The organism is Dehalobacterium formicoaceticum (assembly GCF_002224645.1).
Classification (GTDB): domain Bacteria; phylum Bacillota; class Dehalobacteriia; order Dehalobacteriales; family Dehalobacteriaceae; genus Dehalobacterium; species Dehalobacterium formicoaceticum.
In genome coordinates this window covers 3,635,563-3,661,248 of the sequence record NZ_CP022121.1, presented here as the reverse complement: position 1 = coordinate 3,661,248, position 25,686 = coordinate 3,635,563, and the positions used below count along the sequence as shown (strand labels likewise).

The 25,686-nt window shown below is 42.1% G+C and carries 23 protein-coding genes, 1 pseudogene and 1 riboswitch; of the genes and pseudogenes, 22 read left to right on the top strand and 2 right to left on the bottom strand.

Features of this window, described 5'->3' with window-relative positions:
- The first annotated feature begins 19 nt into the window (after positions 1 to 19).
- From pylSn to mttB, 3 genes and pseudogenes are all read left to right on the top strand, one after another.
- A complete protein-coding gene (gene pylSn / locus CEQ75_RS17755; protein ID WP_089612354.1) occupies positions 20 to 364 on the top strand; it encodes a pyrrolysine--tRNA(Pyl) ligase small subunit in 345 nt (114 codons plus the stop codon).
- A gap of 225 nt (positions 365 to 589) precedes the next feature.
- Positions 590 to 1,216, top strand: coding sequence for a cobalamin B12-binding domain-containing protein (locus CEQ75_RS17750; RefSeq protein WP_089612353.1), 627 nt, complete (start codon positions 590 to 592; stop codon positions 1,214 to 1,216).
- A gap of 135 nt (positions 1,217 to 1,351) precedes the next feature.
- Positions 1,352 to 2,866, top strand: a pseudogene (mttB, locus tag CEQ75_RS19125) ([trimethylamine--corrinoid protein] Co-methyltransferase).
- A 67-nt stretch (positions 2,867 to 2,933) separates the two neighbouring features.
- On the opposite strand, the gene CEQ75_RS17735 reads toward mttB, so the two are convergent.
- The gene (locus CEQ75_RS17735; RefSeq protein WP_089612350.1) at positions 2,934 to 4,364 is read right to left on the bottom strand and encodes a sigma-54 interaction domain-containing protein; all 1,431 of its coding nucleotides are present in this window, start codon (positions 4,362 to 4,364) and stop codon (positions 2,934 to 2,936) included.
- A gap of 403 nt (positions 4,365 to 4,767) precedes the next feature.
- Between CEQ75_RS17735 and CEQ75_RS17730 the strand changes: the two genes are divergently transcribed.
- From CEQ75_RS17730 to CEQ75_RS17715, 4 genes are all read left to right on the top strand, one after another.
- Positions 4,768 to 5,985 (top strand): phosphotransferase, encoded by a 1,218-nt coding sequence (locus CEQ75_RS17730; protein ID WP_089612349.1) that lies wholly within the window; start codon positions 4,768 to 4,770, stop codon positions 5,983 to 5,985.
- A gap of 45 nt (positions 5,986 to 6,030) precedes the next feature.
- Positions 6,031 to 7,089, top strand: a complete 1,059-nt coding sequence (locus CEQ75_RS17725; RefSeq protein WP_089612348.1) for a DMT family transporter — start codon at positions 6,031 to 6,033, stop codon at positions 7,087 to 7,089.
- Positions 7,090 to 7,101: 12 nt separating this feature from the next.
- Complete coding sequence (locus CEQ75_RS17720; RefSeq protein WP_089612347.1) at positions 7,102 to 7,386, top strand: DNA-binding protein; 285 nt, start codon at positions 7,102 to 7,104, stop codon at positions 7,384 to 7,386.
- Positions 7,387 to 7,488: 102 nt separating this feature from the next.
- Positions 7,489 to 8,955: a trimethylamine methyltransferase family protein gene (locus tag CEQ75_RS17715; protein ID WP_257912348.1), complete on the top strand. Its 1,467-nt coding sequence runs from the start codon at positions 7,489 to 7,491 to the stop codon at positions 8,953 to 8,955.
- 249 nt (positions 8,956 to 9,204) lie between these two features.
- Here CEQ75_RS17715 and CEQ75_RS17710 read toward each other — a convergent pair whose 3' ends face one another.
- A complete protein-coding gene (locus tag CEQ75_RS17710; protein WP_089612346.1) occupies positions 9,205 to 10,068 on the bottom strand; it encodes a LysR family transcriptional regulator in 864 nt (287 codons plus the stop codon).
- A gap of 851 nt (positions 10,069 to 10,919) precedes the next feature.
- Here CEQ75_RS17710 and CEQ75_RS17705 point away from each other — a divergent pair.
- The 15 genes from CEQ75_RS17705 (at position 10,920) to CEQ75_RS19275 (ending at position 25,686) form a co-directional block, all read left to right on the top strand.
- Positions 10,920 to 12,464 carry a BCCT family transporter gene (locus CEQ75_RS17705; protein ID WP_089612345.1) on the top strand — a complete coding sequence of 515 codons (1,545 nt, stop codon included), beginning with the start codon at positions 10,920 to 10,922 and terminating at the stop codon, positions 12,462 to 12,464.
- A 104-nt stretch (positions 12,465 to 12,568) separates the two neighbouring features.
- Positions 12,569 to 13,759: a M20 family metallopeptidase gene (locus CEQ75_RS17700; RefSeq protein WP_089612344.1), complete on the top strand. Its 1,191-nt coding sequence runs from the start codon at positions 12,569 to 12,571 to the stop codon at positions 13,757 to 13,759.
- A gap of 155 nt (positions 13,760 to 13,914) precedes the next feature.
- Positions 13,915 to 15,105, top strand: a complete 1,191-nt coding sequence (locus CEQ75_RS17695) for an MFS transporter (RefSeq protein ID WP_089612343.1) — start codon at positions 13,915 to 13,917, stop codon at positions 15,103 to 15,105.
- Between the two features lie 411 nt (positions 15,106 to 15,516).
- Positions 15,517 to 15,695: riboswitch (cobalamin riboswitch) on the top strand.
- A 111-nt stretch (positions 15,696 to 15,806) separates the two neighbouring features.
- Complete coding sequence (gene cobU / locus CEQ75_RS17690; protein ID WP_089612696.1) at positions 15,807 to 16,367, top strand: bifunctional adenosylcobinamide kinase/adenosylcobinamide-phosphate guanylyltransferase; 561 nt, start codon at positions 15,807 to 15,809, stop codon at positions 16,365 to 16,367.
- A gap of 59 nt (positions 16,368 to 16,426) precedes the next feature.
- Positions 16,427 to 17,047: an alpha-ribazole phosphatase gene (cobC, locus tag CEQ75_RS17685; RefSeq protein ID WP_089612342.1), complete on the top strand. Its 621-nt coding sequence runs from the start codon at positions 16,427 to 16,429 to the stop codon at positions 17,045 to 17,047.
- Entirely contained in the window at positions 17,044 to 18,552 is a 1,509-nt protein-coding gene (locus CEQ75_RS17680; protein ID WP_089612341.1) for a cobyric acid synthase, read from the top strand. Before cobC ends, CEQ75_RS17680 begins: the two co-directional genes overlap by 4 nt.
- Positions 18,545 to 19,492, top strand: coding sequence for an adenosylcobinamide-phosphate synthase CbiB (gene cbiB / locus CEQ75_RS17675; RefSeq protein ID WP_089612340.1), 948 nt, complete (start codon positions 18,545 to 18,547; stop codon positions 19,490 to 19,492). The genes CEQ75_RS17680 and cbiB overlap by 8 nt, the downstream gene beginning before the upstream one ends.
- Before the next feature lie 5 nt (positions 19,493 to 19,497).
- Positions 19,498 to 20,568 carry a pyridoxal phosphate-dependent aminotransferase gene (locus tag CEQ75_RS17670; protein ID WP_089612339.1) on the top strand — a complete coding sequence of 357 codons (1,071 nt, stop codon included), beginning with the start codon at positions 19,498 to 19,500 and terminating at the stop codon, positions 20,566 to 20,568.
- Positions 20,561 to 21,958: a cobyrinic acid a,c-diamide synthase CobB gene (locus tag CEQ75_RS17665; RefSeq protein ID WP_089612338.1), complete on the top strand. Its 1,398-nt coding sequence runs from the start codon at positions 20,561 to 20,563 to the stop codon at positions 21,956 to 21,958. Before CEQ75_RS17670 ends, CEQ75_RS17665 begins: the two co-directional genes overlap by 8 nt.
- A gap of 26 nt (positions 21,959 to 21,984) precedes the next feature.
- Complete coding sequence (locus CEQ75_RS17660) at positions 21,985 to 22,626, top strand: precorrin-8X methylmutase (RefSeq protein WP_089612337.1); 642 nt, start codon at positions 21,985 to 21,987, stop codon at positions 22,624 to 22,626.
- Positions 22,616 to 23,737: a cobalt-precorrin-5B (C(1))-methyltransferase CbiD gene (gene cbiD / locus CEQ75_RS17655; RefSeq protein ID WP_242965316.1), complete on the top strand. Its 1,122-nt coding sequence runs from the start codon at positions 22,616 to 22,618 to the stop codon at positions 23,735 to 23,737. The genes CEQ75_RS17660 and cbiD overlap by 11 nt, the downstream gene beginning before the upstream one ends.
- Positions 23,730 to 24,359, top strand: a complete 630-nt coding sequence (gene cbiE / locus CEQ75_RS17650) for a precorrin-6y C5,15-methyltransferase (decarboxylating) subunit CbiE (protein WP_089612336.1) — start codon at positions 23,730 to 23,732, stop codon at positions 24,357 to 24,359. Before cbiD ends, cbiE begins: the two co-directional genes overlap by 8 nt.
- Positions 24,346 to 24,924: a precorrin-6Y C5,15-methyltransferase (decarboxylating) subunit CbiT gene (gene cbiT, locus CEQ75_RS17645; protein WP_089612335.1), complete on the top strand. Its 579-nt coding sequence runs from the start codon at positions 24,346 to 24,348 to the stop codon at positions 24,922 to 24,924. Before cbiE ends, cbiT begins: the two co-directional genes overlap by 14 nt.
- 67 nt (positions 24,925 to 24,991) lie before the next feature.
- A complete protein-coding gene (cobI, locus tag CEQ75_RS17640; protein WP_089612334.1) occupies positions 24,992 to 25,546 on the top strand; it encodes a precorrin-2 C(20)-methyltransferase in 555 nt (184 codons plus the stop codon).
- An 11-nt stretch (positions 25,547 to 25,557) separates the two neighbouring features.
- Positions 25,558 to 25,686: a hypothetical protein gene (locus tag CEQ75_RS19275; RefSeq protein WP_276327714.1), complete on the top strand. Its 129-nt coding sequence runs from the start codon at positions 25,558 to 25,560 to the stop codon at positions 25,684 to 25,686.

Here is a 25,686-nt window from a genome sequence, read left to right as displayed (position 1 = left end):
TTGACAGGAGGCAAATATTATGGTTGAACAAGGAAAAACGCAAAAAACCGTAGCCAAAGAAAAAAGAAGATATTACCGGAAAAATGTCGAGTTTTTCAAGTTATTGGATAAAATAAAATTATGGCCTTCCCGCAGCGGTACTTTGCATGGCATCAAATCCATGAAAATCTCCGGCGATACAGCCGAAATCATTACCCATTGCAATGAGCGTTTTCTGGTGCGAAATTCCAGAAACAGCCGCTCCGCCAGATGGTTGCGCAACAAATTGTTTTTTGGAGTTTGCAAAGGGTGCAAAATACCGGAATGGAAATTGGAAAAGTATTCCTCCACCTATTTGAACCAATATTATGGTAAGAATCTGTAAAATATTAGAGATTTTGTCTCGTTCATTATTTTACGGTAAATTTACGTATTTTATCAGGACCTGTAGTGAAATAATAATGGCAATCAAATTTTGTATTTGACTTTTCTAAAGGAGGGATGTTCAAGGCATAATGAGGATCAGATATGCAGAAATGCCGATAGAGAAAAAGATAGGCATAAGGACGTCTGTTTAGAAAAAAACTAAAAATAAAAGGAGATTATAATTATGGCAAATTTTGAATCCTTATCCCAAAGTGTAATTTCAGGTAAAGAAGCGCAGGTAAAAGAACAAACTCAAGCATTAATTGATGCAGGTACTGACCCTCTTGAAATTATCAACCAAGGTTTAATCGCCGGGATGAACGTGGTAGGAGCTCGTTTCAAAAACGGAGAAATGTTTGTTCCTGAAGTTCTCATGTCCGCTAAATCCATGTCCTCCGGTATTGAACTTGTTAAACCTTTAATCGCTGAATCAGATATGCCCAATAAAGGTACCGTTATTATCGGAACCGTCAAAGGTGACCTGCATGACATCGGGAAAAACTTGGTCGCCATGATGCTGGAAAGCGGCGGATTCAAAGTAATCAATTTAGGTATTGACATTTCTCCAGAAAAATTCGTAGAAGGTGCCAAAGAATATAACACAGATATTATTGCCATGTCCGCTCTTCTCACCACCACCATGCTACACATGAAGGATACTATTGAATTAGTAAAAGAAGAAGGCCTCAAAGTAAAATGTATCATTGGCGGCGCACCTATTTCCCAAGACTTTGCTGATGAAATCGGTGCTGATGGTTTCGCTCCCGATGCTGCCTCCGCAACAGATCTTTGCGGCAAATTGATGGCCTAATATTTGGTTGTTTATGCCTCCCAAGCACTTTTAGGTCAGGATCAATTCTGCATGAATTATTTAACCGCTCATAGCAACGGTTTATTATGAACACATCATTTTAGAAATAAAAATCACAAACTGGGAGAGATAATTATGACTATGAGAGGAATCCACGCCGGTTCCCGTCGTTTAGAAGGAATTGGATTAAATATGTTCACTGAAGATGAACTTTATGAGATTCACCTGGCGACATTGGATGTATTGTGGGATGTCGGTTGTAAGGTCGAAAGTGAAGAAGCCATTGAAATTTTTGATGGGGCAGGCTGCACCATCGACAAAGAAAAGAATATCGTAAAAATTCCTGCCTATTTGGTAGAAGATGCATTGCGTTCCATCCCTAAGACTTTTAGAGCATGCGGAAGAAATCCGGAAAATGACTGGATCAATGAACACAACAGACCTGGCTTTGTCAACTTTGGGGAAGCGGTGCAAATGATTGACCCCTATACCAAGGAACTTCGCAAAGCGAAGAGAGCAGACGTGGATAATGTTACCAAGGTCTGTGAATACCTGGATGAAATCATCATTTTCGAAAGAGCCCTGGCGCCTTCAGAGGTAGACCCTGATGTTGCTCAGGTGCATATTGCGGATTCTTTCTATAATAATTGCACCAAGCACGCTTATATTGGCATGATTCGCCCGGAAAATATGCGTGCTGTCGCAAAAATGGGTTATGTGGTTGCCGGCGGTGAAGATAAGTTCCGAGCAAGACCTTTATTCTCCCAGAGTACAGACCCGGTTAGCCCCCTGGTTCATTCTAAGGGCGCAACTGATACTTTAATTCAAGCCATTCGGTTGGGTGTACCGGCAAAAATTAACTCCATGGGGCTTTGCGGCGGCACCACCTGTGTGAACTTAGCCAGCACTTTGGTAACCCATAATGCAGAAATGCTGAGCATGTTTGTCCTGGGTCAATTGGTGAAGCGGGGATCCACCTTAGTCTATGGTACTTCTACCACGATGATGGATCTTAGAACAACCCAAGCATGCGTAGGAACACCGGAATTAGCTCTTTTTAGTGCTGCTTGCGCTAAAATGGCTCAATTTTATCAGGTTCCGGTCTGGGTAGCCGGTGGGTAGACTGACAGCAAGGTTCCTGATCCTCAATCTGCCTTTGAGTTTTGCATGACCGCGATGTTACCAGCGTTAGCAGGTGCTAACATGATATACGGTCTGGGTTTGCTTGAAGGCGGTTTGACCATCGACTATGCAATGCTGGTGATGCAGAACGAAATGGTGAAGCAGATCCTCCAATGCGTAAAAGGTATTCCAATGAATGATGAGGAAATGGCGTTAGAAGTCATCAAGTCGGTAGGACCCGGCGGTGAATTCATCAGCCATGAGCATACCTTCAATAATTTCCGCAAACTCTCTGCACCGACGTTAGCAGACCGCCATAATCGTGACGGTTGGACGGCAGCCGGCAGCAAGGATATTGTTGAAAAGTCCTATGAGAAGGCTCTTGAAATTATTGAAAATTTCAAGCCCACTCCTCTGCCGGAGAACATTCAAAAACAATTGAAAGACATTGTTGCTGAAGCTGAAGCCGAGACGACGGAAATTAAAGCCAAAGAAAAAGAAGCTTCCAGAAAGGCTTTCAAGAAATAAATTTAAAAGATAAAGAACCGGGATCTGATAGGTGTCAGATCCTGGTTCTTTATTATATTGGTATTTTTTAGACACTCTTATTTACAACATCATCTTGCTGACAATATTTGCGAATTAATCTGCTGGCTTTACTCTGACTGGTTCTTAATACCCGGGCGACTTCATAAGAACTGCCTAATTCTTTATATGCTTTGACAATAATATTTTTTTCCATTTCATTAATTGCTTCATCCAATGGGATTTGTTTATCAGGTGTTGTATTAGCATTACTGGGCACTGCTGCATCTTCATGAAAATGCTTCGGTAAGTGGTGATCTTCGATGATTGTTTCCGGGTTGACGACCACGATTCGTTCAATGGTATTTTCCAGTTCCCTTACATTACCCGGCCAGGAATATTTAGAGAAAACATCTAAGGCATTCTGGGAGATTGTATGGGACACTTTGTATTTATTATTAAATTTATCCAGGAAAAAATGGACGAAGGGGATAATTTCTTCCGGCCTCTCTCTCAAAGGGGGAATTTCAATTTCAAAAATATTCAAGCGATAATAAAGGTCCTCCCGAAAGGCGTCCTTTTCTACCATTTCTTTCAGATTACGGTTTGTTGCCGCAATAATGCGGCAGTTAGCCGTTTGCACTTCTCGTCCGCCAACCTTAAAATACTTATTATCTTGAAGTACCTGCAATAGTTTGGCTTGCATATTCAAGGGCAGTTCGCCAATCTCATCCAAAAATAATGTTCCCTCATCGGCAAGATCAATTAAACCGATTTTACCTTTTTCATTGGCCCCGGTGAAGGCGCCCTTAGCATAACCGAATAATTCAGATTCCATTAGTTCAGTGGGTATAGATGCACAATTAATGGGAATAAAAGGACCTTTTTTCCGGGGGCTTTTGCTGTGAATATACTTCGCAATAATCCCTTTCCCGGTTCCTGATTCCCCCAGCAATAGTACGGTAGAATCAACAGCGGCAATCCTATGGGCTATTTCTAAGAGATCGGTCATTTTTTTACTCTTGCAAATAAAACCGGGGTGGCGCAATTCTTTTTTCCTGAGCTTTTCCATTTCCAGTTTGTAATGATCTAACATGCGCATGCTGTTTTCCAGCTCAAATTTAATGCCTTCCGTTTCTGTAATATCCCGGGAATTTTCGATCACCAATTCCAAATTGCCATCTTGATCCCAGATAGGATTGGCGGTGTTGAGTAAAGTTTTCCCGGTACAGGTTTTTTGTTCCAAAGTAAAGCTTCTTTTCCTTTTGATGGCGATGGGGCTGACCCGGGGACCCCAAAGATTCTGGGCAGATATTTCATTGGAACTCTTGCCGATGATATTTTCTGCCTTAACTCCACAATGTTTTTCTACAGCCTTATTAACATAGACAACAATGCCTTCCGCGTTGGTGACATAGATTTCATCAAAAGAATTATCCAGAATTTTTTTTAGTGTATCGTAGTCCAGTTCTGTAATAGGGTTTTTATGATGTTGGGACATTCTTTTACCTCCAGTTTCTTTTCCAAATAGAAATCTAGATCATCATGCTAATAAATATTAGTAATAAGTATATTATAAACTTTTTTAGGTCTAAGGTAAAGAATGATGCTTTGAAAAAGTCAAAAGCGGATCATTATCAAGGCTTTATTAAGTAGCCGGTGACTCAAAGAAGTCAAAAGTGACTTGTGTTATTATGACATGAATGTTGAAATCCTTGCTATTTACCCGTTTTTTTTTTAAATAGCTATGGCATGATTTTTGCTATAAGTTAATTAATAAAATAGTCTTACAATACTGTTTTTAAGTTAAGAAAAGTGAACTAAAAAGGAGGATAGATTGTTATAGATCCGGTGATATTAAACGGATCCGGCAGTTAATCGAAAAGCGGAACAGGAGGCAAAAAATGGATACAAGCCGTATGCTTCAATTAACCAACCTGAACACCAGTGAATTATTTACGCTTTACACCCAAAGTGAAAAGTTGATGGAAGTTGCTGCAGATTTTAAAAGCAAATTGGAGCTGGCACTGGCCAGAAATCAGATTATTGATGCTTTTGAGTTTTATGACTTGGGAAAAGTGAAGGATGTATATCAAATTTTTGGCGGATATGTGAATACCAGTTTCGGGGTCTTTACGGAAAAGGACGGCAAAGAGTACTACTATTTTGTCAGAAAGTACAAAAAAGGAATCCAGGAAAAAGAGATGGAGCTGGAGCATTCATTAATTGATTTTTCCATCGCTAATGGTCTGGATGTGGCGGCGGGTTTGATTCGGAGCAAAGATGGCAAGACCTTTATCAAATTGCCGGAAGAATTTAAAGGAAAGACAGAATATCGCTATTTTGCTGTTTATGACTACCTTGAAGGAGAAGACAAATATACTTGGATTGATCCTTATCTGACGGATGAAGAGTTCGCCAATTTTGCCGGTGTTTTGGCTACCTTCCACAATGCATCCCGTAATTATGATCCCAAAGGCCGGGAAAGAGTGGAACCAAAGATCCTGGATTTTGTTAAAATCCTGCCCGATACTTTCAAAAAATTTGCCCAAACCGGATTAAACGATAAGTTTCATGGTTTTTATCTAAGAAATCTTGACGAGATCTTAACAGTTCTTGAACGTACCAGAGTACCTGAGGAAGACGTAGCCAAGATGGTCTTTAACCCCATTCATTCCGATTATCATCCGGGTAATGTGAAATTCCGGGATGGACAAGCGGTGGGCATCTTTGATTTTGACTGGGCAAAAATTGATTTGCGCTTGTTTGATGTCTGTTTTTCCATTGTTTATTCTTGTTGTGCTTGGGAAGATCTTCCTGATGGATCCACCGATGGAGATCTGCGCTTAGACAAATGTAAGATTTATTTACAGGGTTATCAAAATAAACTTAAGGAATTGGGGGGACTGGAACCTTTTAATGAAACAGAAAAGAAATATTTCCCCTTGATGATTGAAGCAGCTAATGCTTATTTAATTAACTGGTGTCTCTCCAGTTATTATGCAGATCAGGAAAACCTTAATGAGTATGAGTATTTGGCATATCTCACCCATCAGGTAAAAATGCTGAAATGGATTGAAGAACATCAGACAGATCTGGCAGAAATTGCATCTTCAATTTAAATAAGAAAAAAAGAAAAATAGTGCTTTTAAGAAAGGGGTAAGACTATGGCAGCAGGCAATAAATTAACTCCTCAACAAGCTCTTGAGGCGCATCAATTGAGATTTGCCAAAAAGGGTCTCGGGTGGGGTATTCTTTCCGGGGCAACTTGGGGGCTTCAAGGTGTTTTGATTACCATTGCAGGTTATATGGCTCCTTTTTATTTGGATAGTTACGCTTTAGGGTTGATTCTTGTGGGTGCTTTATGTACGGCGGCAATGCATGATTTATTTGCCGGTGGTTGGGTGGCACTTTATAATATTTTCACAGGCCGGGGTGCAGAATATCTTCGTAGTCTGAAAACAAGACCTGGTAAAATTGTTTTACTGGCGGCTATTTTTGGAGGTCCTATCGGGATGGGTGGCTATATCATTGCCGTGAATCTCTGCGGTGCGACTTATGCTTTAGCTATTTCAGCGATGTATCCTGCTGTTGGAGCTCTTTTGGGTTGGTTGATTCTGAAAGAAAAAATTACTCCCCGGGTTTGGTTCGGGATCGCTTGTTGTATGGTTGGAGCCTTTATTGTAGGTTATACTCCGCCCCAGGGCGGTTTGGAAGCATATCCTTATTTTTATCTCGGCATTGCTTTTGCCTTATGTCCTGTGATCGGCTGGGCTTCTGAAGGCGTTATATCCACCTTCGGTATGGATATGGTAGACTCTGATATTGCTTTAGGAATGAGGGAACTGTTTTCTGGTGTGATGCTTTTCATTATTGTGCTTCCTATTGCCGGAATGCTGGCCGGGGCCGGATTAAGCGGCTGGACGATCTTTGCCGGTGCCATTGGTGCTTTTACGCCCATGATGTGGGTTGCCATTGCGGGGATCTCCGGTGGACTGTCTTATGTAGCCTGGTACAAGGCACTGAATATGACCGGGGTAGGACGGGCTATGGCTTTTAACGTTACCTATGCTCTTTGGAGTATTCCTTTTGGCCTGTTATTTGCTAAAATGGGGCTATATACCTATTCTGTTACTTCCCAGGCAATCATTGGTGCTGTCATTATTACTTTCGGTACGATATTGGTAGTAGCTAATCCTAGAGAACTGTTAAAATTAAGAAATTAGGAGGCGATCATAATGGCAGACTTATTACCGTTGAAATTCCGCATTCTTCACTATGCATCAAAATCAAAGTCTCCCTTTTCGGTATTAAATCTGATGAAGGATTTAAAAGAAGAATACGGCTCTGATGGACAGTTTAATAATAAGATGCTTTCCAATCATTTAGATTCTTTGCGGGCCGTCGGTATGATTGAGACTACTAAAGCTGAGTTTGATTCCGCCGGTGAATTGGTCATCGATTATCAAATTACCGATTATGGAAAAAGCAGGCTCAAATATTTGCCGGCATCATGGCAATGAACCTGTTCAGCTTAAGCTGAACAACGAGGCTTCAGATGGGGAATTTGCCCCATCTGAAGTAAAAATAGAAACTCCCGCTTATCGAAGTGGGAGTCTTGGAATTTGATAAAGGAAGAGGTTATGATAATGGAATTTGCAAAATTTTTTAATCCTGCACAATTACAAAGAATCCATGACGCTTCTTTGGAGATTTTGGAGAATGTCGGCCTTTTGGTACACAATGAAAAAGCACGCAATATTTTCAAAAAACACGGCTGCATTGTTAATGAGCAATCCGGTTTAGTGAAATTTCCGCCGAAAGTAGTGCAAGGATGCTGCCAATCTTTTGTTCCCACCTATACCTTTACCGCCCAGGATCCTCAATATGACCGCATTTTACCGCATCATGGTCCTGTGGTAGTGACGGCCAGTTCAGCTCCTAACGTGATTGATCCGAAAACAGGACAAGAAAGACGAGGTACATCTACCGACATCGCGAATATTGCCCATCTTATCAATGAACTCCCGGCCTTTGATGTTTTCTCCATATCGGTTTTGGCGGATGATGCACCGGCAGATCAGATCAGTCTTTCCCGTTTTTATCCTGCGCTAAAAAACTGTAAAAAACCGGTGCGCAGCAATACCCCGACAATTCGGGATTTGGAGCAGGTTCTTGAATTAGGTTATACCATTGCCGGCGGTAAGGACGCTTATATGGAAAGACCTTTTATTAATCACCATTATTGTCCCGTTGTTTCGCCTCTCACCTTTGATGTGGAATCCACGGAATCCATTATTTACCTGACGGAAAAAGGCCTTCCTGTCTATGGGACCATTGTCCCTAATGCCGGACTTACCTCACCCATGAGTTTGCTGGGCTCACTGACCATGGGGAATGCTGAGTTTCTCGCTTTGTCTTGCCTGATTCAGATGATTCGTCCTGGAGCCCCGATGATTTATGCCGTATTAAGTACGGTGGCAGATTTGCGCAGCGGTGCCTATGCCTCCGGCGCGATAGAAACCGGTATCCTTCAAATGGGTCATACCATGATGGCTCGATTCTACAATGTTCCTTCCGGCGGTTACATCGGACTGACCAATGCTCAGACCACAGATGCCCAATCCGGATATGAGACGGGCATGAATACAACCGCCGCCCTTCTGGCAGGCGCCGATCTCTTTAATATGGGAGGGTTGCTGGGTGGCTTGATGGCCTTTGATTTTGCCAAGGCTGTTATGGATAATGAAATTGCGATGATGTTAAAACAAGTGAAAAAGGGCATTCAATTTAGTGAAGAAGAGCTTTGTCTTGATTTGATCAAAGAAATTGGACCGGGGGGTTCTTACATTGAGGCTATGCACACCATGGAACACCTGCGGGATGTTGCTTTTTATCCAAAAGTTGCCGACCGGGAAATGAGGTCCCAATGGTTAGTAAGCGGTCAACTAAATGCACGGGATCGTGCCATGGCAGAAGCCAACAGGATTCTAGCCCAGGAAAACCCGGCCAGATTTTCCGCGGAATTGGATGCCAGGGTGCGGGCCCATTTCCCCAATTTAGTACCTGGGGATTGCAAGTGGGAAGCCTAATTTGTGGTATCCTTATTTAATTAATATTTGATTACAGTGTTCTCTGCTTACTAATGGTTGAGAACACTGTTTTTTTATTTATCCATAGGAGAGAAGAGTCCCTGCAAAGGAGTTACCATGAGTCAAAATAATCATACAACAAAACAAAGAAAGAATTAGCACTAAAATAAACGAAAACGATTGAAAATTAAAGCATTACTGGAGGAAATGACGTTCTGACGGATTCGTTTGCGGTACACCTTAATTGTATCACCCAAAATAATTTTCCATATGCGATAAAAACATTCGGCAAGCATTATTCTTATATCTATTAACATTCCATGTTAAATAAATTTCCATTTTCGCAAAACTGTCAGTAAGATTTATCGCATGAAATTCGCAAGGATTTGGCAAACAAAAGTTTACATGAACCATAAGTGCATTCAAGGTTTTTGCGGCATCTAATAAGAGCATTGTTTCGCCTTCGAAAATAATTTTAGGGATAATATTTGCTTTATTAGAAATATCATCAATAAACCGCAAAATTCTAGCTTCAGAAGGCGTAGCAACAAAAGGTTCTTGTGATAATTCGTAAAAGCTAAGTGCATCATAATTACTGAGTGGATTATTTTTTGAAACTATAATAACGTATTCCTTTATGCCAATTAATTGAGAAGTTAGTAATTCGTTATCTATCTTAAAATTTGTAATAGTGAAATCGAGTTCTCCTGATATAAGACTATCCATCATTGCCTTTCCGCTGATAATTTGCTCTTTTACTTTAACATTAGGATTCTTACATAAAAAATCTGTCATCCACAGTGATGTAAAAATACAATTATTTGTGGCGAGAGATAATTGCCAACCAAAGTTATTATTGTATTCATCTAGTTCATTTTGGGCGTTAGTTAATTCTTTAAAAATAGAATCAACGTATTTTAAAAATATTTTCCCATTTTCATTAATAGAGATCCTTTTTCCCACTCTATCAAAAAGCTGGTAACCTAATTCATTTTCTAACTTTAAAAGCATGTTACTTAACGATGGTTGTGATATCCTTAAATAATTTGATGCCTTTGTTACATTTTCATATTGGGCTAATATTTTGAAATATCGAAAACTCAGCAAATTCATAAATAATCCTCCCACTAATAAACAATAATTCTAATATGTCTATATTACCGCCTATTCATAACGATGTAAGTGGTGTGGCTCCTAAATCCATATAGAGTTCCTTCTGCTTTTCAAGAAATTCACCAATACTCAGTTCCTGTCTAAAAATCTCAAAGCATTCAATGGCATCAAGTTAGTCGAGAGAACCTCATCTGTTTCAACCTTCTTATTTGGTATTTTACCACATACACATATTGTTCGATAAAAAAATTCATATTCAGGTTTCGTCTTGAAAGTAAAATCTCAGCGCACTACACCTTGTTCCCTTGTCTATATAGCCAAAGGACTATAATGTAATATCAATAAAAGTATTATATTATTACTAACATAAATGTTAACATATAACCAATATTAGGGGGCATAAATGATTGATGATACAATTTATGGTTGCCCTTATTAACTTAAACACATTATACAAGGAGGTGTATTTCATTCATGAATTAATTAAATGGTTATCGTATTGTTTTCAGTGATTTTCTTTATTCTGATAGTCAATGCATAAAGTTATTGTCATGTTTCTCTTGCAGAATGAGCAAATTGTAGTATGAACTGAGTAATTTTAATTAAGGGTTATATTCAAAAATATGATGCAACACATATTAAACAAGGGGTGAAAATTTCCTGCGTATTTAATTACACTTTACCAAAATAATAATAAAATCTAATGGAGGGAGCAAATTTAAATAATTTAAACTTAGACAAATTGACAAATTCGTATTTTAGAATTTCATTTCGCACATTGTAATTTGACTTAAAATATTATCGGAAAATAGTATTACAATCTCAAAAAAATTATAAAGAGGGTGTAATTTATGGAAGTGAAATTAAACACAAACCCGAATAATAAAAAACAAAAATACGATAAAACATTGATTATTATCCCTTTATTACTTGTGGCAATAGCATCTGTTTTTTTCTTAGTCTATCCGGAGAAAAGCGCTTCTGTTCTAAATAACGTATCAAATTATTTTGTATCTAAGACAGGCTGGCTGTTTATGAGTTTTCCACCTGTTATGTTGCTAATATCCATGTATTGGGCATTCTCAAAACGGGGCAACATTAGGATGGGCGGGGATAATGCCAAAGCTCCCATATCGATGTGGACATATATTATAATTCTGTTTAGTGCGGGTATGGGTGCAGGATCAGTCGTTTTCTCCATGGTTGAATGGGCATATTACTACAGTGCCCCCCCTTTCGGTATGGAGGCATTCAGCTTGGCTGCAGCTGAAATGTCGACAGCATACAATATGTTCCACTGGGGTATCAGTATTGCTACGCTGAATATGTTGCTGGCTATTCCGTTCTGCTATTGTTACTACATAAGAAAGCACAATACCCTGCGTTTAGGTGATATGTGCGGGATCATGATTGGTGAGGATAAGAAATATAGTAAGGTGCTGGTAAAAGTTATAAACCTGATTTTCATTATAGCTGTATTAGGTAGCTTGAGCACGACTTTGGGACTGGGTATTCCCCATATATCCAGATCTTTGTCCATAGTGTTCGGTTTCCCGGAAAGCAGTTTGATTAATATAGCAGTTATTTTATTTATTGCTGTATTATTTTCCTTTAGTTCTTACCTGGGTATTTCAAAAGGATTGCAGAAGCTGAGTGAAATCAACGTTTACTGGGGCTTTATATTTCTGGCTATCATTTTGTTTGGTGGTTCTACAATCTTCATCCTCGATAATATGGCCAATGCAATCGGATTAATGCTCCAGAATTACATTCGTATGTCTTTCAATTTGGATCCTGTTTTCGGAGGGGGCTTTGCACAAGACTGGACCATATTCTTTATCTGCTATGCGTGGGGTTTTGTCGCCATGACTTCAGTTGTCATTGTAAAGCTTTCTTATGGCAGAACCTTTAGAGAAATGATCTTAGGAAACATTTTTGGTGTTGCTGCCGGCCTTTTTGTTTTAATGGGTATCAATGGAAGCAACGCTTTGTCACTTCAGCTAGAAGGTAAATTTGATGTAGCCGGTACTCTAGCTTCAGAAGGAATCCAGTCCGCTATTGTTGGTATTCTGGGACAGACAGTGATGGGGACGGTTGTTGGTGTAATTGCATTTGCCATTATGCTTGTGCTGTTCATAGCCACAACAATGGATGGAGCATCTTTGACCCTTGCATCTGCCACAATTGATAAAATTGATGTACAAGAGGAACCTTCGCCTGTTATGAGACTGGTCTGGTGTGTGATTCTGTCTGTGATACCTCTTACCCTAACTGCAGTGGGGGCTGGATTGGGCACTTTGCAATCTCTTGTAAATCTTATTGGTTGGCCAATTATGATAATTGGTATCTTTATGTTAATTAAAACAGGTAAATGGGCAAAAGAAGACGGTTATTGATCATGGTTTTTAATTTTTATCGGCAAAGATTTTCTAAATTGATTTGTATTAAGATAAAGATCTGATATAACTCATAATATGATTCTAATGCAAGGAGGATAATAATGTATAACGCTCAAAAAGTGCATCAGGTTGTACAAGAAAATAAACAAGAACTTATTGATTTCCTGGTAGAGTGTGTGCAAACTCCCAGTGTTACTGGAGATGAACTAGCAATGGGTAAGGTCATTGTCAAATGGATTGAACGGATTGGCCTGGAACCCCAGGTATATGAAGCCCAAAAAGACCGCCCAAATATAATTGCAGAATGGTTTGGAAGCACATCTGGGCGGCGCTTTGTTTTTAACGGGCATATGGATGTTTTTCCGCCGGTAGAAGGTGATCCAGGATTATATGGCCCTTGGTCAGGTAAAATTGTAGATGGATATATATATGGACGTGGCACGGCAGATATGAAAGGCGGCCTCTGTGCTTCGATTATGGCAGTAAAGCTCTTAAAAGAGATGGGGTTTGACCCTAAAGGCAGTGTTTTGTTAAGCTGTGTTAGTGATGAAGAAAATGGCAGTAAATATGGAGTCAAATATTTATTAGAAAAGGGTTTATTAAATGGTGACTTTGGTATTTGCATGGATGTTACTTGCGGGAAAGTTCTAGTAACTGGAGGCGGTTCGATTGGTGCTTATGTCACATATAGATCTGTTCCAGGACATTGCAGTATACCTCATCCTTCAATTGATGCCCTAAAAAAATCAGTAGTTGCCATAAATGAGCTTTATAAACTTGACGCACGGTTAAGGGGGTCTTATTATCCCCCATTTAATTCATCTTCTTGCCTTTCAGTTTCATCAATACACTCAGGGGAAGCTACTAACAACCATCCTGCTATGAGTAGGTTTTCTATTGACTTTAGGATTATTCCAGGGCAAACTTTGGAATGGGCGCATAATGAAATACTTGGTGTACTAGATGGTCTCAAGGAGAAAGATCCCGAATTTGATTATACCTATGAAGTGGAACGCGAGTTTCCTACCTTAGAACTAGACCCAAATAGTGAGATTGTTAAAGCCGCATGTGCAGCATATGAGGATGTAATGGATAAACCTGCAGAGCTATATGAACGAAATGGCAGCTGCGATGCACATCATATTGTAAAGGCTACAGGTATGACCATGCCTAATTTTGGGCCTGGGGATGACATTGGAGAGTGTTGCCAAGCAAATGAAAAGTTGCTTATTGATGAGTATCTGTCATTTGTAGAAATATATATGATGACCCTTATTAGACTTTTGGGATAATGGCCAACCATGGGGGTAATTATTACGGCTCAAGGGAGCATTTGATACTTCCTCAAGGTATCTTCGGAAAGTTTAATATAAAGGGAAATTAAATATCAGCAGGGGCCTCTACCTCCCGGCTGATATTTGGTTAATTTAAGGGAGAGATAGTATTAATGAAACCTACGAAGGGGAAGCTCAAACTTTGGAATAAATATTATGTGATTGTTCTTTTCGTATCACTTTTTTGTTACTTTGCCGAGTATATTAACACCACTGCCATACCCCTTTTTACAGTTAGCATCGGAGGCGATGAATCCACAGCCGGCATCTTTATGACTGTCGTCAGCATCACCGCCCTCTTTTTTCGCCCCTATCTGGGATATGTGATGGATAAGAAAAGTAGAAAGCGGATTTTAGTCCTGGGAACGGTTTGTATGTCCATAGCCGCTTTATCTTTTTCCTTTGTAAATTTGATTCCCTTGATCATGACTCTGGCTATTTTTCAGGGGATCGCCGTGAGTTCCATAACAACAGCGGGCCCGACTGTGGTCACCGATGTCACAGTTCGCAGCAAACTTGCCGAGGGCATCAGCCTTTACAGTAATGCCCTAAATTTATCCATTGCCCTTGGACCCATGGTCGCCTTAGGGGTGATCAATAGATTTGGCTATGTAATTACTTTCCGAACTTCTTTCGCCATCAGCTTACTGGCTATAATTTTAGTAATTATGCTTAACTATGAGCATAAACAAACTTTCTCTTTAGGTTCTTCGGCTCCAAGGTCTGAGGGATTTAATATCAAAATTATTTTTGAGAAGACAGCCATAAAGCCCGCACTATATCAGTTTTTCATGGCTTTTTGTGCTGCCCTGATCTGGAGTTTTATTCCTTTATATGGCCTGTCCCGCGGCATAGAAAATATCGGCATGTTCTTCCCTGTTTATGCCGGTGCCACCATTATTGTATCACTTTTTACCGGAAAGCTGGTGCAGCGCTTCGGTGTCAAGAAAGTTTTTGTCCCCGGATTAATCATGCAACTGTTCGCTTTTATATCTTTGGCTTACGCCCAGTCTCTTCCTTTGATCATGCTCGGGGGATTTCTTTATGGCATGGGCTCGGCTTCGGGATTTGCCATTATCAGCTTTATCGTGATGGATTTAGCCCCATCCCATCGCCGCGGTGCCGCGAACGCCACCTTGTTTGCCGCCATGGATGTGGGTGTTGCCTTAGGCTCAGCATTAATGGGGATTATAACTGCCCAGTTCGGGTTTACGGTCACGTTCTCCGTTGCTGCAGCCATGATTGGCTTGAATATTATCATTTTTCTCCTGACCCAATCTTCTCAGCCTGCAAAACAGGGCTGACGCACATCTATTAAGTAACAGACGTTATCTCGTAGCTGTGGATGGCACGCAAAAATACAAGATGGATGAATGCTGGGATCCGCGCTATCTTCGTCGGATGATTCGAGGCAAAGAAGGCAAGGAAATCTAATTTCAGTATTATGCCTATGTCTTATAAGCCGTCTTTGACATCATGAACGGACGATTTTGATGGATTATTTATTATTTCCAAAAAACTAGGGCAGTTCTTTTTTAAAATGATCTTGAAGCTTCGAGTGATTAATACACTTTTTTATGCGTCAGCTCTAAGATGGGTAGGTTTTACAGACCGGTAACTACACAGACCGGTAACTTTTGCTTGACTCCCTTATGTGATTTTGTTACACTTAATTGTAGAAATTTTAAATTTTCTGCAAGCATGAAGTACAAAAAAATAGAATAATAGTATCTGGTGCCCAGTTAATGGGTTAAAAGGGAAAACGGTTTAAACCGTTGCAGCCCCCGTTACTGTGAAATGGGTATGAACTCCGATGAAGCCATTGGGTAACCGAGAAGGCTGGAAAGTAAGATGATCCATGAGCCAGGAAACCTGCCATGTACTTGTAAATGTTTTCTGCCTCGGGAGAGAGGATGAAATATTTTTTTGTTTTTATTTCCCGCACAGATTGTGCGGTTTTTTAATTTTCAGCGGTTTTTTATTTCAATGTCGAAAGGAAGACCTAATGGGAAAAGCAATTTTAGTTACAGGGGGAGCAAGGAGCGGCAAGAGCCGGTTTGCCGAACAGTTCATGCGGGATTTGTCCGGATCGGTGCTTTATCTGGCTACGGCCAAGGTAACGGATGAAGAAATGGCATTAAGAGTTAAAAAGCATCGGGAGTCCCGGCCCGGGGAGTGGGATACGATTGAAGCATACCAGAACCTGGGGGAGATCATTTCAAAACAGGGTCATCGTTATCAAGGGATCTTACTGGATTGTATCACCATTATGGTCACGAATCTGCTTTTTGATGTCCCGGAAATGCAGCAGGAAGAGATTTCTGTAGATGGAGCGGAAAAAGCGGAAAAGATGATCATGAAAGAAGCAGCGGATCTCATGGCGGGCATTAATGCTTCTCCTGCCACCGTGGTAATGGTTACCAATGAGTTAGGCAGCGGTATTGTACCTGAATATCCTGTGGCCCGGATTTTTCGTGATATTGCCGGGCGGGTAAATCAATATTTGGCGTCTCAAGCCGATGAGGTTTATCTGTCGGTATGCGGACTGCCCTTACGCTTAAAATAAAAAGAGTATTTGGCATCATGAGGAGATTTTGATTTTACTTTCGATTGGAGCTGACAGGAATGACACTTCTCTATCTGGTGAGGCACGGGGAGACGGAGCTGAATACTAAAGGTGTCTATTATGGGTGGACGGATTGTGCATTAAGCGATCATGGTGTTGAGCAGGGCATCAAAGTGGCAGCCATGTTAAAGGATGTTAACTTTGACAAGGTAATTTCCAGCCCCTTGCAAAGAGCCCGGAAAACTGCAGAGCTTGTCAGTGGTTTATCTGGGGAGAAAGTACGCCTGGATGATCGTCTTAAGGAATTAAATTTTGGTTTTTGGGAAGGAAAACATTATCAAACCATTCAAGCGGATGACCAGGAAAACTGGGAGCTTTGGGTAAATGACTGGAAAAAAGCAGCTCCTCCGGCAGGGGAATCTTTTTTGACTATGTACCACCGGGTTAAGGAAGCTCTTAATGAAATTTTAGAAAACAGTGCAGGACAAAATGTTCTTCTGGTCACCCACCAGGGCTGTCTGCGCATTATTATGTGCCTTCTTTTGCAGATGCCCTATGAAAGCTATTGGCGCTTTACCTTTGCCCATGATGCTTATAGTTTGATGGAGATCGAACAAGGATATGGGATTGTCAAGAAGATTAACCAAAGGATCGAAGAGGAAGAAGGACGTGGCTTATGAAAAAGAAAAGCATTATGATCCAGGGAACGGGTTCATCAGTGGGAAAGAGCCTTTTATGTACGGCCTTGTGCCGGATTTTTACCCAGGATGGATATCGGGTGAACCCTTTTAAGTCGCAAAATATGTCGAATAATTCTTACATAACAGCAGAAGGCCATGAAATGGGACGGGCTCAGGTAATGCAGGCGGAAGCGGCGGGGAAAGCACCCCGGGCGGTGATGAACCCCATCTTGTTAAAACCTACCTCAGATCACCGCTCCCAGGTGGTGATCCGGGGCAAGGTGTTTGATACCAAGGATGCTATAGAGTATTATGAATTTAAACCCCGCCTGAAAAGCATGGTGCAAGAGATTTACGATGACTTAGCCAATGAAAGCGACATTGTGGTGATTGAAGGTGCCGGGAGTCCGGCTGAAATCAATTTAAAACAGGACGACATCGTCAATATGGGCATGGCTAAAATGGCTCAGGCGCCTGTGCTGTTGGCCGGTGATATTGACCGGGGCGGTGTTTTTGCGTCACTAGCGGGAACTCTTCTTTTATTGGATGAGGATGAAAAAAAGTTGGTGAAAGGGGTCATTATCAATAAATTCCGGGGAAGCTTGGATATTCTGCAGCCTGGCTTGGAGATGCTGGAGGATATTATCCATCTTCCTGTTTTAGGCGTGGTACCCTATTTCCATCTCAATTTGGAAGATGAGGACAGTGTTACTGACTGGGACAAGTTTCGCAGCAACCAGCAAGGGGAAATTGATATCGCGGTGATTAAACTACCCCATATTTCTAATTTCACCGATTTCAATGTTTTAAAGCTCCATGAAGATGTTCATTTACGCTTTGTTGGTTTGGAAGATGATCTGGGCAGACCGGATGTGATCATGCTGCCCGGTACCAAGAGTACGGTGGCGGATATGGAAATGCTGTGGAAATCAGGCATGGCCAAAAAAATTCAAGACAGTCATGAAAAAGGCAGCTTTATCTTCGGTATCTGCGGCGGTTATCAGATCCTGGGTCGAGAGATTCTTGATCCGGATCATGTGGAATCTTCCTTGGATGGCATTAAGGGTTTAGATTTATTAGATATCGTGACGTCCTTCAGAGGAGAAAAAACCACCGTCCTTTCCGAAGGAGAAGATCAAATATTCCATGCTCATGTCAAAGGGTATGAAATTCACATGGGAGAAACCGTACTTCTGGAAGGGACATCGCCCCTGATTCAAGTGACCTCCCCGTCAGAGAGAAGTCTCCAGTCATATGACGGGGCGGTCAGTGGTGATCAAACGGTTTTTGGCACCTATTTTCATGGGGTTTTCGACAGTTCTGCCTTTACACGGGAATTTTTGAACCGAGTGCGTAATGCCAGGAATTTAGCTCCTTTACCCAATAAGGTGCAGGATTATTGGCAATACAAGGATGAGCAATATGACAAGTTAGCCGATGTGGTACGGGAAAGCCTGGATATGGATCAGATTTATCGCATTGTTGAGGCCGGATTGGATGGTTAATGTATGGGCTGCCTATCTCTTGGATTTAATCATCGGAGATCCCCGGGGTTTTCCCCATCCCGTTATCTATATCGGTAAATTAATTTCCTTTTTGGAAAACCAGATCAGAAAAAAAGCCAAAACGGAGCATGCTCTAAGGGTAGGAGGCGCATTTCTCACCCTGATCACAGTTCTGATTCCCTTTACCTTAACCTGGGGAGTGCTTTTTTTAGCGGGAAAGATCCATCCTTACCTGTTTTATTTTGTGAACATTCTCTTGATGTGGACCTGTTTGGCGACCAAATCCCTTCGGGTGGAAAGTATGAGAGTTTATCATGCTCTGGCGGAGGGGGATCTTCCCCAGGCGCGCATTAATCTTTCTTATATCGTGGGCAGAGATACCCGAGAACTGGAGGAAGATGAAGTGGTTAAAGCTACCGTGGAAACGGTAGCGGAGAACACCGCGGACGGTATTATCGCCCCGCTTTTTTATATGGCGATAGGGGGTGCTCCCCTGGCCATGGCTTACAAAGCCATTAATACCATGGATTCTATGATTGGTTATAAAAATGAGAAATATCTTCATCTAGGGCGGACTGCTGCTAAATTGGATGATTTGGTCAATTGGATACCGGCCCGGATCACAGGAATTTTCTTAGGTTTATCAAGTTTATTTCTCAATTTTAATGTGGGCGGCAGTTTCAAAATCCTGCTGCGGGACAGGAGGAACCATACCAGCCCCAATTGCGGTTATCCGGAAGCTGCCACGGCAGGGGCGCTGGATATTCAGTTGGGGGGCACCCATACTTATTTTCAGAAGACAGTTTATAAGCCTACCATTGGAGATGATATCCGACCGGTAGAAGGTGAAGATATTAAACGGACGGTAAAATTAATGTATCTGGCTTCATTTTTAACAATGGTGGTTTTTTCATTAATATTTTGGATGATTAAGGGGTAGATAAGATGAACTTTCATGGCGGAGATGTTTATTCTTGCACAGGAGAAGTGCTGGACTTCAGTTCCAATATTAATCCTCTGGGTGTGCCGGCAAGTTTTCGGGAAGCACTTTGGGAGCATTTGGATGATTTTACCCGTTATCCCGATCTTCAATACCGAGCCCTAAAGGAATCATTTGCCGAATACTTATCTTTTGACAAGCCGGAAATGATTATCCCGGGTAATGGGGCGGTGGAGATTATTTTTAAGGGGATTATGGCTCTGGATATCGATACATTAGTCAATTTAAGTCCTACTTTTTCCGAATATGCTCATGCCGCAGAGCAAAAAGGTGTGCCGGTGCTGGATCTGAATGCTTATAACGAAGATTACCAAGATCTGAATCTGGAGCATGTTTTATCTTTGATTCAACGGAAATCAGTGGTGGTCTTATGTAATCCCAATAATCCCACCGGTACTTTTGTGGACAAAGAAAAAATGTGCGCTTTGGCAGGAACATTAAAAGAAAAAGATTCTTATTTATTGATTGACGAAGCCTTCATTGAATTTACCGATGGCTATCCCCAAAACAGCATGGTTAGTGAATTAGGGCGTTTTCCAAATGTCCTGGTTATTCGTGCCGCGACAAAGTTTTTCGGGATGCCGGGAATTCGCCTGGGTTTTGGCGTTACGGGTAACTTAGCCTTGGTGCAAGGGATTAAAGAACAATTGGAACCCTGGAATGTGAATGCCGCAGCGGTAATAGCGGGATGCACTGTGTACCGGGATCAGAAATATATTGCTGCCTCCCGCCTTTGGGTTCAGGAAGAAAGACAATTTCTCTTCGACCGCTTACGGGAAATCCCTGAATTAACGGTATATCCTTCCCGGGTCAATTATCATTTGGTAAAAATAAATGAGGAGAAAATTGATGCCTGGAAGTTAAAAGAGCTGCTTTTAGGAAAAGGCATTTTGATTCGTACACCGGACGGTTTTCATCATTTGTCCCCTTATCATTTCCGTTTGGCGGTAAAAGATCGGGCATCTAATGAAATGATGCTGACCGCTTTAAGGGAGGTATGTTCTGTTTATGGATAAAGGGATCGGGCAAAAGATTCCCCGGCTGGTGATTGCGGCACCTTCCAGCGGCAGCGGAAAAACTACTTTTTCCATGGGCCTGATGGCAGCTTTTTGCCGCCGAGGCTTGAAAGTGCAGCCCTTTAAGGTAGGGCCGGATTATATCGATCCCGCCTTTCATACCGGGATTACGGGAAGGAACAGTATCAATTTGGACGGTTGGATGCTGGAGGAACCTGTGCTCAGGCAGCTCTTTGCCAAAGGCAGCCAAGGAGCGGATCTGTCTATTGTGGAAGGGGTCATGGGCCTTTATGACGGCTACGGAGCGGATCCCATGGAGGGCAGTACAGCAGGGATGGCAAAAATTTTGCAGGCGCCGGTGATTTTAATCATGACCATTGATGCCATGGCTGCCAGTGCCGCCGCCATTGCCTATGGCTTAAAGGAATTTGGTCCCGTTAATCTCAAGGGAATCGTAATCAATAAACCATCTTCACCCCACCATTATCAGATTGTCAAGGATGCCATAGAAAAATATGCGGGGGTTCAGGTGCTGGGTTTTTTGTCCAAAACAACAGATATTGAATTAAAAAGCAGACATTTAGGCTTGGTGCAAAGTAGTGAAACGGAGAATCTGCCTGAAATTGTGGATGTCCTGGCGGATTTAATCGAAGAAAATATTGATCTGGATCTGCTGCTGAAGGTCGCGGAAGATGCTTCCCCTTGGGAATTTGAAATCCCGGCCTCTCCGGATATCAGGAAAGCAGAATTTAAAATTGCCGTTGCGAGGGATCAAGCCTTTAGCTTCTATTATCACGAGAATTTATCGATGCTCTGCCGCTTAGGAGCGGAGCTGGTGTTCTTTAGCCCGATCCGAGATAAAGCATTGCCCCGAGACTCTTGCGGCATCTATATCGGGGGCGGCTACCCGGAGGTTTTTGCGCCGGAGATTGCGGCCAACACCGCCCTGATGCAGGATATCAAAGAAAAAGCAGAACAAGGAATGCCCATTTACGGGGAATGCGGCGGATATATGTACTTAAATAAAAACTTTACCAATGATGCAGGTGAGATTTTCCCCTTTGTCGGTATTTTCGACGGTGAGGCTGTCATGACTAATAGACTTCAAAATTTTGGTTATCTGGAAGTGCTGGGTTTGACAGATACGGTGCTCTTTGAGAAAGGGGAGCGGATCAAAGCCCATGAATTTCATAAATCTAAGATTTTAAGAACAGACGATAATTTTTGCATGCAAGGAGAAAAAGTAAAAAACGGTGCTAAGACCCAGTGGCATTGCGGTCGTAAATATAAGAATGTTTTTGGGATGTACCCGCATATTTATTTCCCCGCCAATGAGAAATTTGCTATAAATTTTGTCAGGCATTGCCGGGAGTATGCAGGGTTACGTTAATATAAAAAAATCAGGAGGATAATTTTATGGATCATCAATATATCAAAGATCCCATGGCAATTGAGAGAAAAAGCTTCGAAATGATCAGTGCTGAATTGGGAGAAAAGAATGGAACCGGTTTGAAAATGGATATGATTAAACGGGTCATCCATACCACCGCCGATTTTGAATTAGCCGGATTGCTCCAGTTTAAGGAAGAGGTGGAAGATAGACTACTCCAGGCTTTTAAAGGAGGAGCTACGATCATCAGTGATACCAATATGATCAAAGCCGGGATCAGCAAGAAAATGGCGCACCAATTAGGGGTTGAAATTAATTGTTTTGTCGACAGCGAAGAAGCACATCAGGAAGCCCAGGAAAAGGGTATTACCCGTTCCATGGCAGCCATTGATATAGCCGCCCGGCTGCCTGGTAAAAAAGTCTTTGTCATTGGCAATGCCCCCACAGCCCTTTATCGCATTCTGGAATTGGTGGAACAGAACTTTTTATCCCCGGAAGCTGTGATTGGTGTACCGGTAGGTTTTGTGGGCGCAGAGGAATCAAAAGAAGCATTATGGGCAGCAGATATTCCCTCGGTGATAACAAAAGGACGCAAGGGAGGTAGCACCATCGGGGTTGCTTTAGTGAATGCTGTCTTGAAGGAGGTAGTCAAGGATCTTGGAAAATAGTAAGATGGTATATAAAAACGGGAAACAGCTGCGCACCGGGTACACTACCGGCTCCTGTGCGGCGGCAGCGGCCAAAGGAGCTGTGATCATGCTCTTATCCGGCGAAGCGATTCAGGAAGTTGAGATTGATACGCCAAAAGGATGGCCTCTTACCCTGGAACTTAAGCATATCAGCTGGGAGGAAGACGGGGTGCGCTGCTGTGTCGTGAAGGATGCGGGAGATGATCCTGATGTGACAGACAAAATTGAAGTTTATGCCAAAGCAAAAAAAACTGCTGCTCAGGGAATTACTCTTTCAACCGGATTGGGCGTCGGTAAGGTCACCAAAGCCGGTCTTTTGATTCCCCCAGGGATGCCGGCAATTAATCCCGTGCCCCGGAGCATGATTATGAAGGAAGTGGGCGAGGTGCTTCCCGAAGATCAAGGGGTTGAGGTGGAAATTAGTATTCCCCAAGGGGTGGAAATTGCCAAAAGAACCTTCAATCCCCGATTAGGTATTGAAGGGGGCATCTCGGTGCTGGGAACCACGGGAATTGTGGAACCCATGTCTGAGGATGCTCTAAAGGATACCGTTGCTTTGGAACTTAGCTGCCGCAAAGCAGCAGGACAGGATAAGGTGCTGCTGGTTCCGGGAAGCTATGGAGAAAGATTTTGTCAGGAACATTTCTCCATACCGAAAGAAAAAGCCGTTAAAATGAGTAATTATTTAGGTTTTGCTTTGGAGAAATGTGATGAATATGGTTTCAAGAAAGTTATTATTGCCGGTCATTTAGGGAAATTAGTCAAACCCGCAGGGGGGATTTTTTATACCCATAGCAGGATCAGCGATACCAGGATGGAAATCCTCACCGCTAATCTGGCTCTACTAGATATGCCCAACGTCCACCTAAAGGAAATCATGGCTTGTATTACTACGGAAGAAGCCATCCCCATCATTGATAAATTAGGATATCAGGAGATTTATTCAGTCATTGCCGAGAAATGTGCCCAAAGATGTGAGGGTTATGTTTATGGCCATGTGGAAATAGGCGTCATCCTGTTTTCTATGAAACGCATGTTAGCAAAAAGCAGTAAGGCAGATCATATTTTGGAGGAAATCAGGCATGAATAAGGTTTGTATTGCCGGAATTGGACCGGGTTCTTTAGCTTATGTCACCCCTGCCGCACTAGAGGCGATTCAGAATTGTGATCTTCTGGTGGGAGGGAAAAGAAATCTGGATAGCTTTCGTCATTTAGAAAAGGAAACCTATGAATTTAAGTCCAGTTTGGAGGATTTGTACCTTTTTGTTGAAAGAGAACGCTGTCAGCGCAGAATATGCGTGATCGTCTCCGGAGATCCGGGATTTTTCAGTCTCCTGGATTTCTTCCTCAAAAAGTTGGGTAAGGATGCTTTAGAAGTGATTCCCGGGATCAGTTCCTTCCAGTATCTTTTTGCCAAGATGGCCAAGCCTTGGAAAGACTTTGCTTTATGCAGCATGCATGGCAGGGATACGGATCTGATCCGAAAATTAACCGAAAAAGATGGTGTTTTTCTCCTCACAGACCGGGTCAATAATCCGGGCATAATTGCCGATTTTCTCTTGGAACACGGTTTCAACGATTATGTGATGACCGTGGGAGAAAACCTTTCCTATCCTGAAGAACGGATTGTTTCCGGAAAACCGAAGGAAATCATTAAAGATCACTTTAGTAATTTATGTGTGGTGGTGATTGAAAAAGATGGCATGGAATAAAAACACCCTGGGGATACCGGAAGAAGAATTTGTCCGGGGAAGCGTACCGATTACGAAAAGGGAAATCAGGGTGCTGACCTTGGCGAAACTACAGCTGATGCCCGGGGCCCAACTATTGGATATTGGCTGCGGTACCGGCAGTGTGACTGTGGAGGCCGCCCTGCTCTGTCCGGAGGGCAGGGTTTTTGCCATAGATATGAATGAAGAGGCGGTAGCTTTGACCAAAGCCAATGTGGATAAGTTTTCTTTAGAAAATGTCGAGGTCATCACCGGTGCGGCACCAGAGGATTTACCGGATCGGGAATTTGACCGGATCTTTATTGGGGGCGCCAGCAATAAATTGGCTGAGGTGATTTCCTATGCCGGGGAGCATTTAAAAGCATCAGGCATTATTGTGGCCAATACCATTCTTTTGGATAGTGCCTGTCGTGTTTTATCTTTATTGGAGGAGCATCATTTTCAGCAGATTGAATGTATCTGTGTCAATATTGCCCGGGGTGAGAAGCATTCCGGTTGGATGATGAAAGCCTTAAACCCCATTTATATTATCAACGCAGTCAAGTGAACTCGTTCAGCTAAATAATGGGCAGGTGTTCTGAAAGAATCAGCCCGCATAAGGAGGAAAAAAATAAGTGGCAAAATTTTACGGCATCGGGGTGGGACCGGGGGATCCGGAGCTTCTTACCATTAAAGCTGCCAAGATCTTGAAAGAAATTGATGTATTGATTTTACCGGAATCCCGCAGCGGCAAAGAGAACATTGCCTATGAGATTGCTGCCGATCATATCAATAGTGCAGCAAAACTGATCAGCATGGAATTTCCCATGGTCACCGACAAGAAGATTATCGACCAAGCAGGGAAAATGGCTGCTGAAGTGGTGGAAAGGAACGTGCTGGCGGGCCTGAATACTGCTTTTATTACCTTAGGTGATCCTTCGACCTACAGTACATATCATTATATCCTAAAGCATTTATCAAGGGATGTTCAGGTGGAAACCGTCCCCGGGATTACCTCCTTCAGTGCTGCGGCAGCGCAAACTAATCGCTCCTTGGTGGAAGGGGATGAAATTCTCTCCATCATACCGGCAACTTCCTCCAAGGATTTGATGGAAAAAGCCTTAGAGGCAACGAAAAGTGCTGTCTTTATGAAAGTATATAACCAAAAGATAAGGTACGGGACATATTAAAGGAATTTCAGATGACAGAGAGCAGTGTCCTGGTGCAAAGATCCAGCTTTAAAGATAGTACGGTGGATTATGATATTGAGTCAGGTTTAGCTAGAGATAAACAATATTTGTCGATCATACTGAGCAGGAAGGAGTCATAA

What these genes read in the sequence shown, in the direction of transcription:
- pylSn (WP_089612354.1), top strand. Translation starts at nt 20, where the DNA reads ATGGTTGAACAAGGAAAAACGCAAAAAACCGTAGCCAAAGAAAAAAGA.
- CEQ75_RS17750 (WP_089612353.1), top strand. Translation starts at nt 590, where the DNA reads ATGGCAAATTTTGAATCCTTATCCCAAAGTGTAATTTCAGGTAAAGAA.
- CEQ75_RS17735 (WP_089612350.1), bottom strand. Translation starts at nt 4,364, where the DNA reads ATGTCCCAACATCATAAAAACCCTATTACAGAACTGGACTACGATACA.
- CEQ75_RS17730 (WP_089612349.1), top strand. Translation starts at nt 4,768, where the DNA reads ATGGATACAAGCCGTATGCTTCAATTAACCAACCTGAACACCAGTGAA.
- CEQ75_RS17725 (WP_089612348.1), top strand. Translation starts at nt 6,031, where the DNA reads ATGGCAGCAGGCAATAAATTAACTCCTCAACAAGCTCTTGAGGCGCAT.
- CEQ75_RS17720 (WP_089612347.1), top strand. Translation starts at nt 7,102, where the DNA reads ATGGCAGACTTATTACCGTTGAAATTCCGCATTCTTCACTATGCATCA.
- CEQ75_RS17710 (WP_089612346.1), bottom strand. Translation starts at nt 10,068, where the DNA reads ATGAATTTGCTGAGTTTTCGATATTTCAAAATATTAGCCCAATATGAA.
- CEQ75_RS17705 (WP_089612345.1), top strand. Translation starts at nt 10,920, where the DNA reads ATGGAAGTGAAATTAAACACAAACCCGAATAATAAAAAACAAAAATAC.
- CEQ75_RS17700 (WP_089612344.1), top strand. Translation starts at nt 12,569, where the DNA reads ATGTATAACGCTCAAAAAGTGCATCAGGTTGTACAAGAAAATAAACAA.
- CEQ75_RS17695 (WP_089612343.1), top strand. Translation starts at nt 13,915, where the DNA reads ATGAAACCTACGAAGGGGAAGCTCAAACTTTGGAATAAATATTATGTG.
- cobU (WP_089612696.1), top strand. Translation starts at nt 15,807, where the DNA reads ATGGGAAAAGCAATTTTAGTTACAGGGGGAGCAAGGAGCGGCAAGAGC.
- cobC (WP_089612342.1), top strand. Translation starts at nt 16,427, where the DNA reads ATGACACTTCTCTATCTGGTGAGGCACGGGGAGACGGAGCTGAATACT.
- CEQ75_RS17680 (WP_089612341.1), top strand. Translation starts at nt 17,044, where the DNA reads ATGAAAAAGAAAAGCATTATGATCCAGGGAACGGGTTCATCAGTGGGA.
- cbiB (WP_089612340.1), top strand. Translation starts at nt 18,545, where the DNA reads ATGGTTAATGTATGGGCTGCCTATCTCTTGGATTTAATCATCGGAGAT.
- CEQ75_RS17670 (WP_089612339.1), top strand. Translation starts at nt 19,498, where the DNA reads ATGAACTTTCATGGCGGAGATGTTTATTCTTGCACAGGAGAAGTGCTG.
- CEQ75_RS17665 (WP_089612338.1), top strand. Translation starts at nt 20,561, where the DNA reads ATGGATAAAGGGATCGGGCAAAAGATTCCCCGGCTGGTGATTGCGGCA.
- CEQ75_RS17660 (WP_089612337.1), top strand. Translation starts at nt 21,985, where the DNA reads ATGGATCATCAATATATCAAAGATCCCATGGCAATTGAGAGAAAAAGC.
- cbiE (WP_089612336.1), top strand. Translation starts at nt 23,730, where the DNA reads ATGAATAAGGTTTGTATTGCCGGAATTGGACCGGGTTCTTTAGCTTAT.
- cbiT (WP_089612335.1), top strand. Translation starts at nt 24,346, where the DNA reads ATGGCATGGAATAAAAACACCCTGGGGATACCGGAAGAAGAATTTGTC.
- CEQ75_RS19275 (WP_276327714.1), top strand. Translation starts at nt 25,558, where the DNA reads ATGACAGAGAGCAGTGTCCTGGTGCAAAGATCCAGCTTTAAAGATAGT.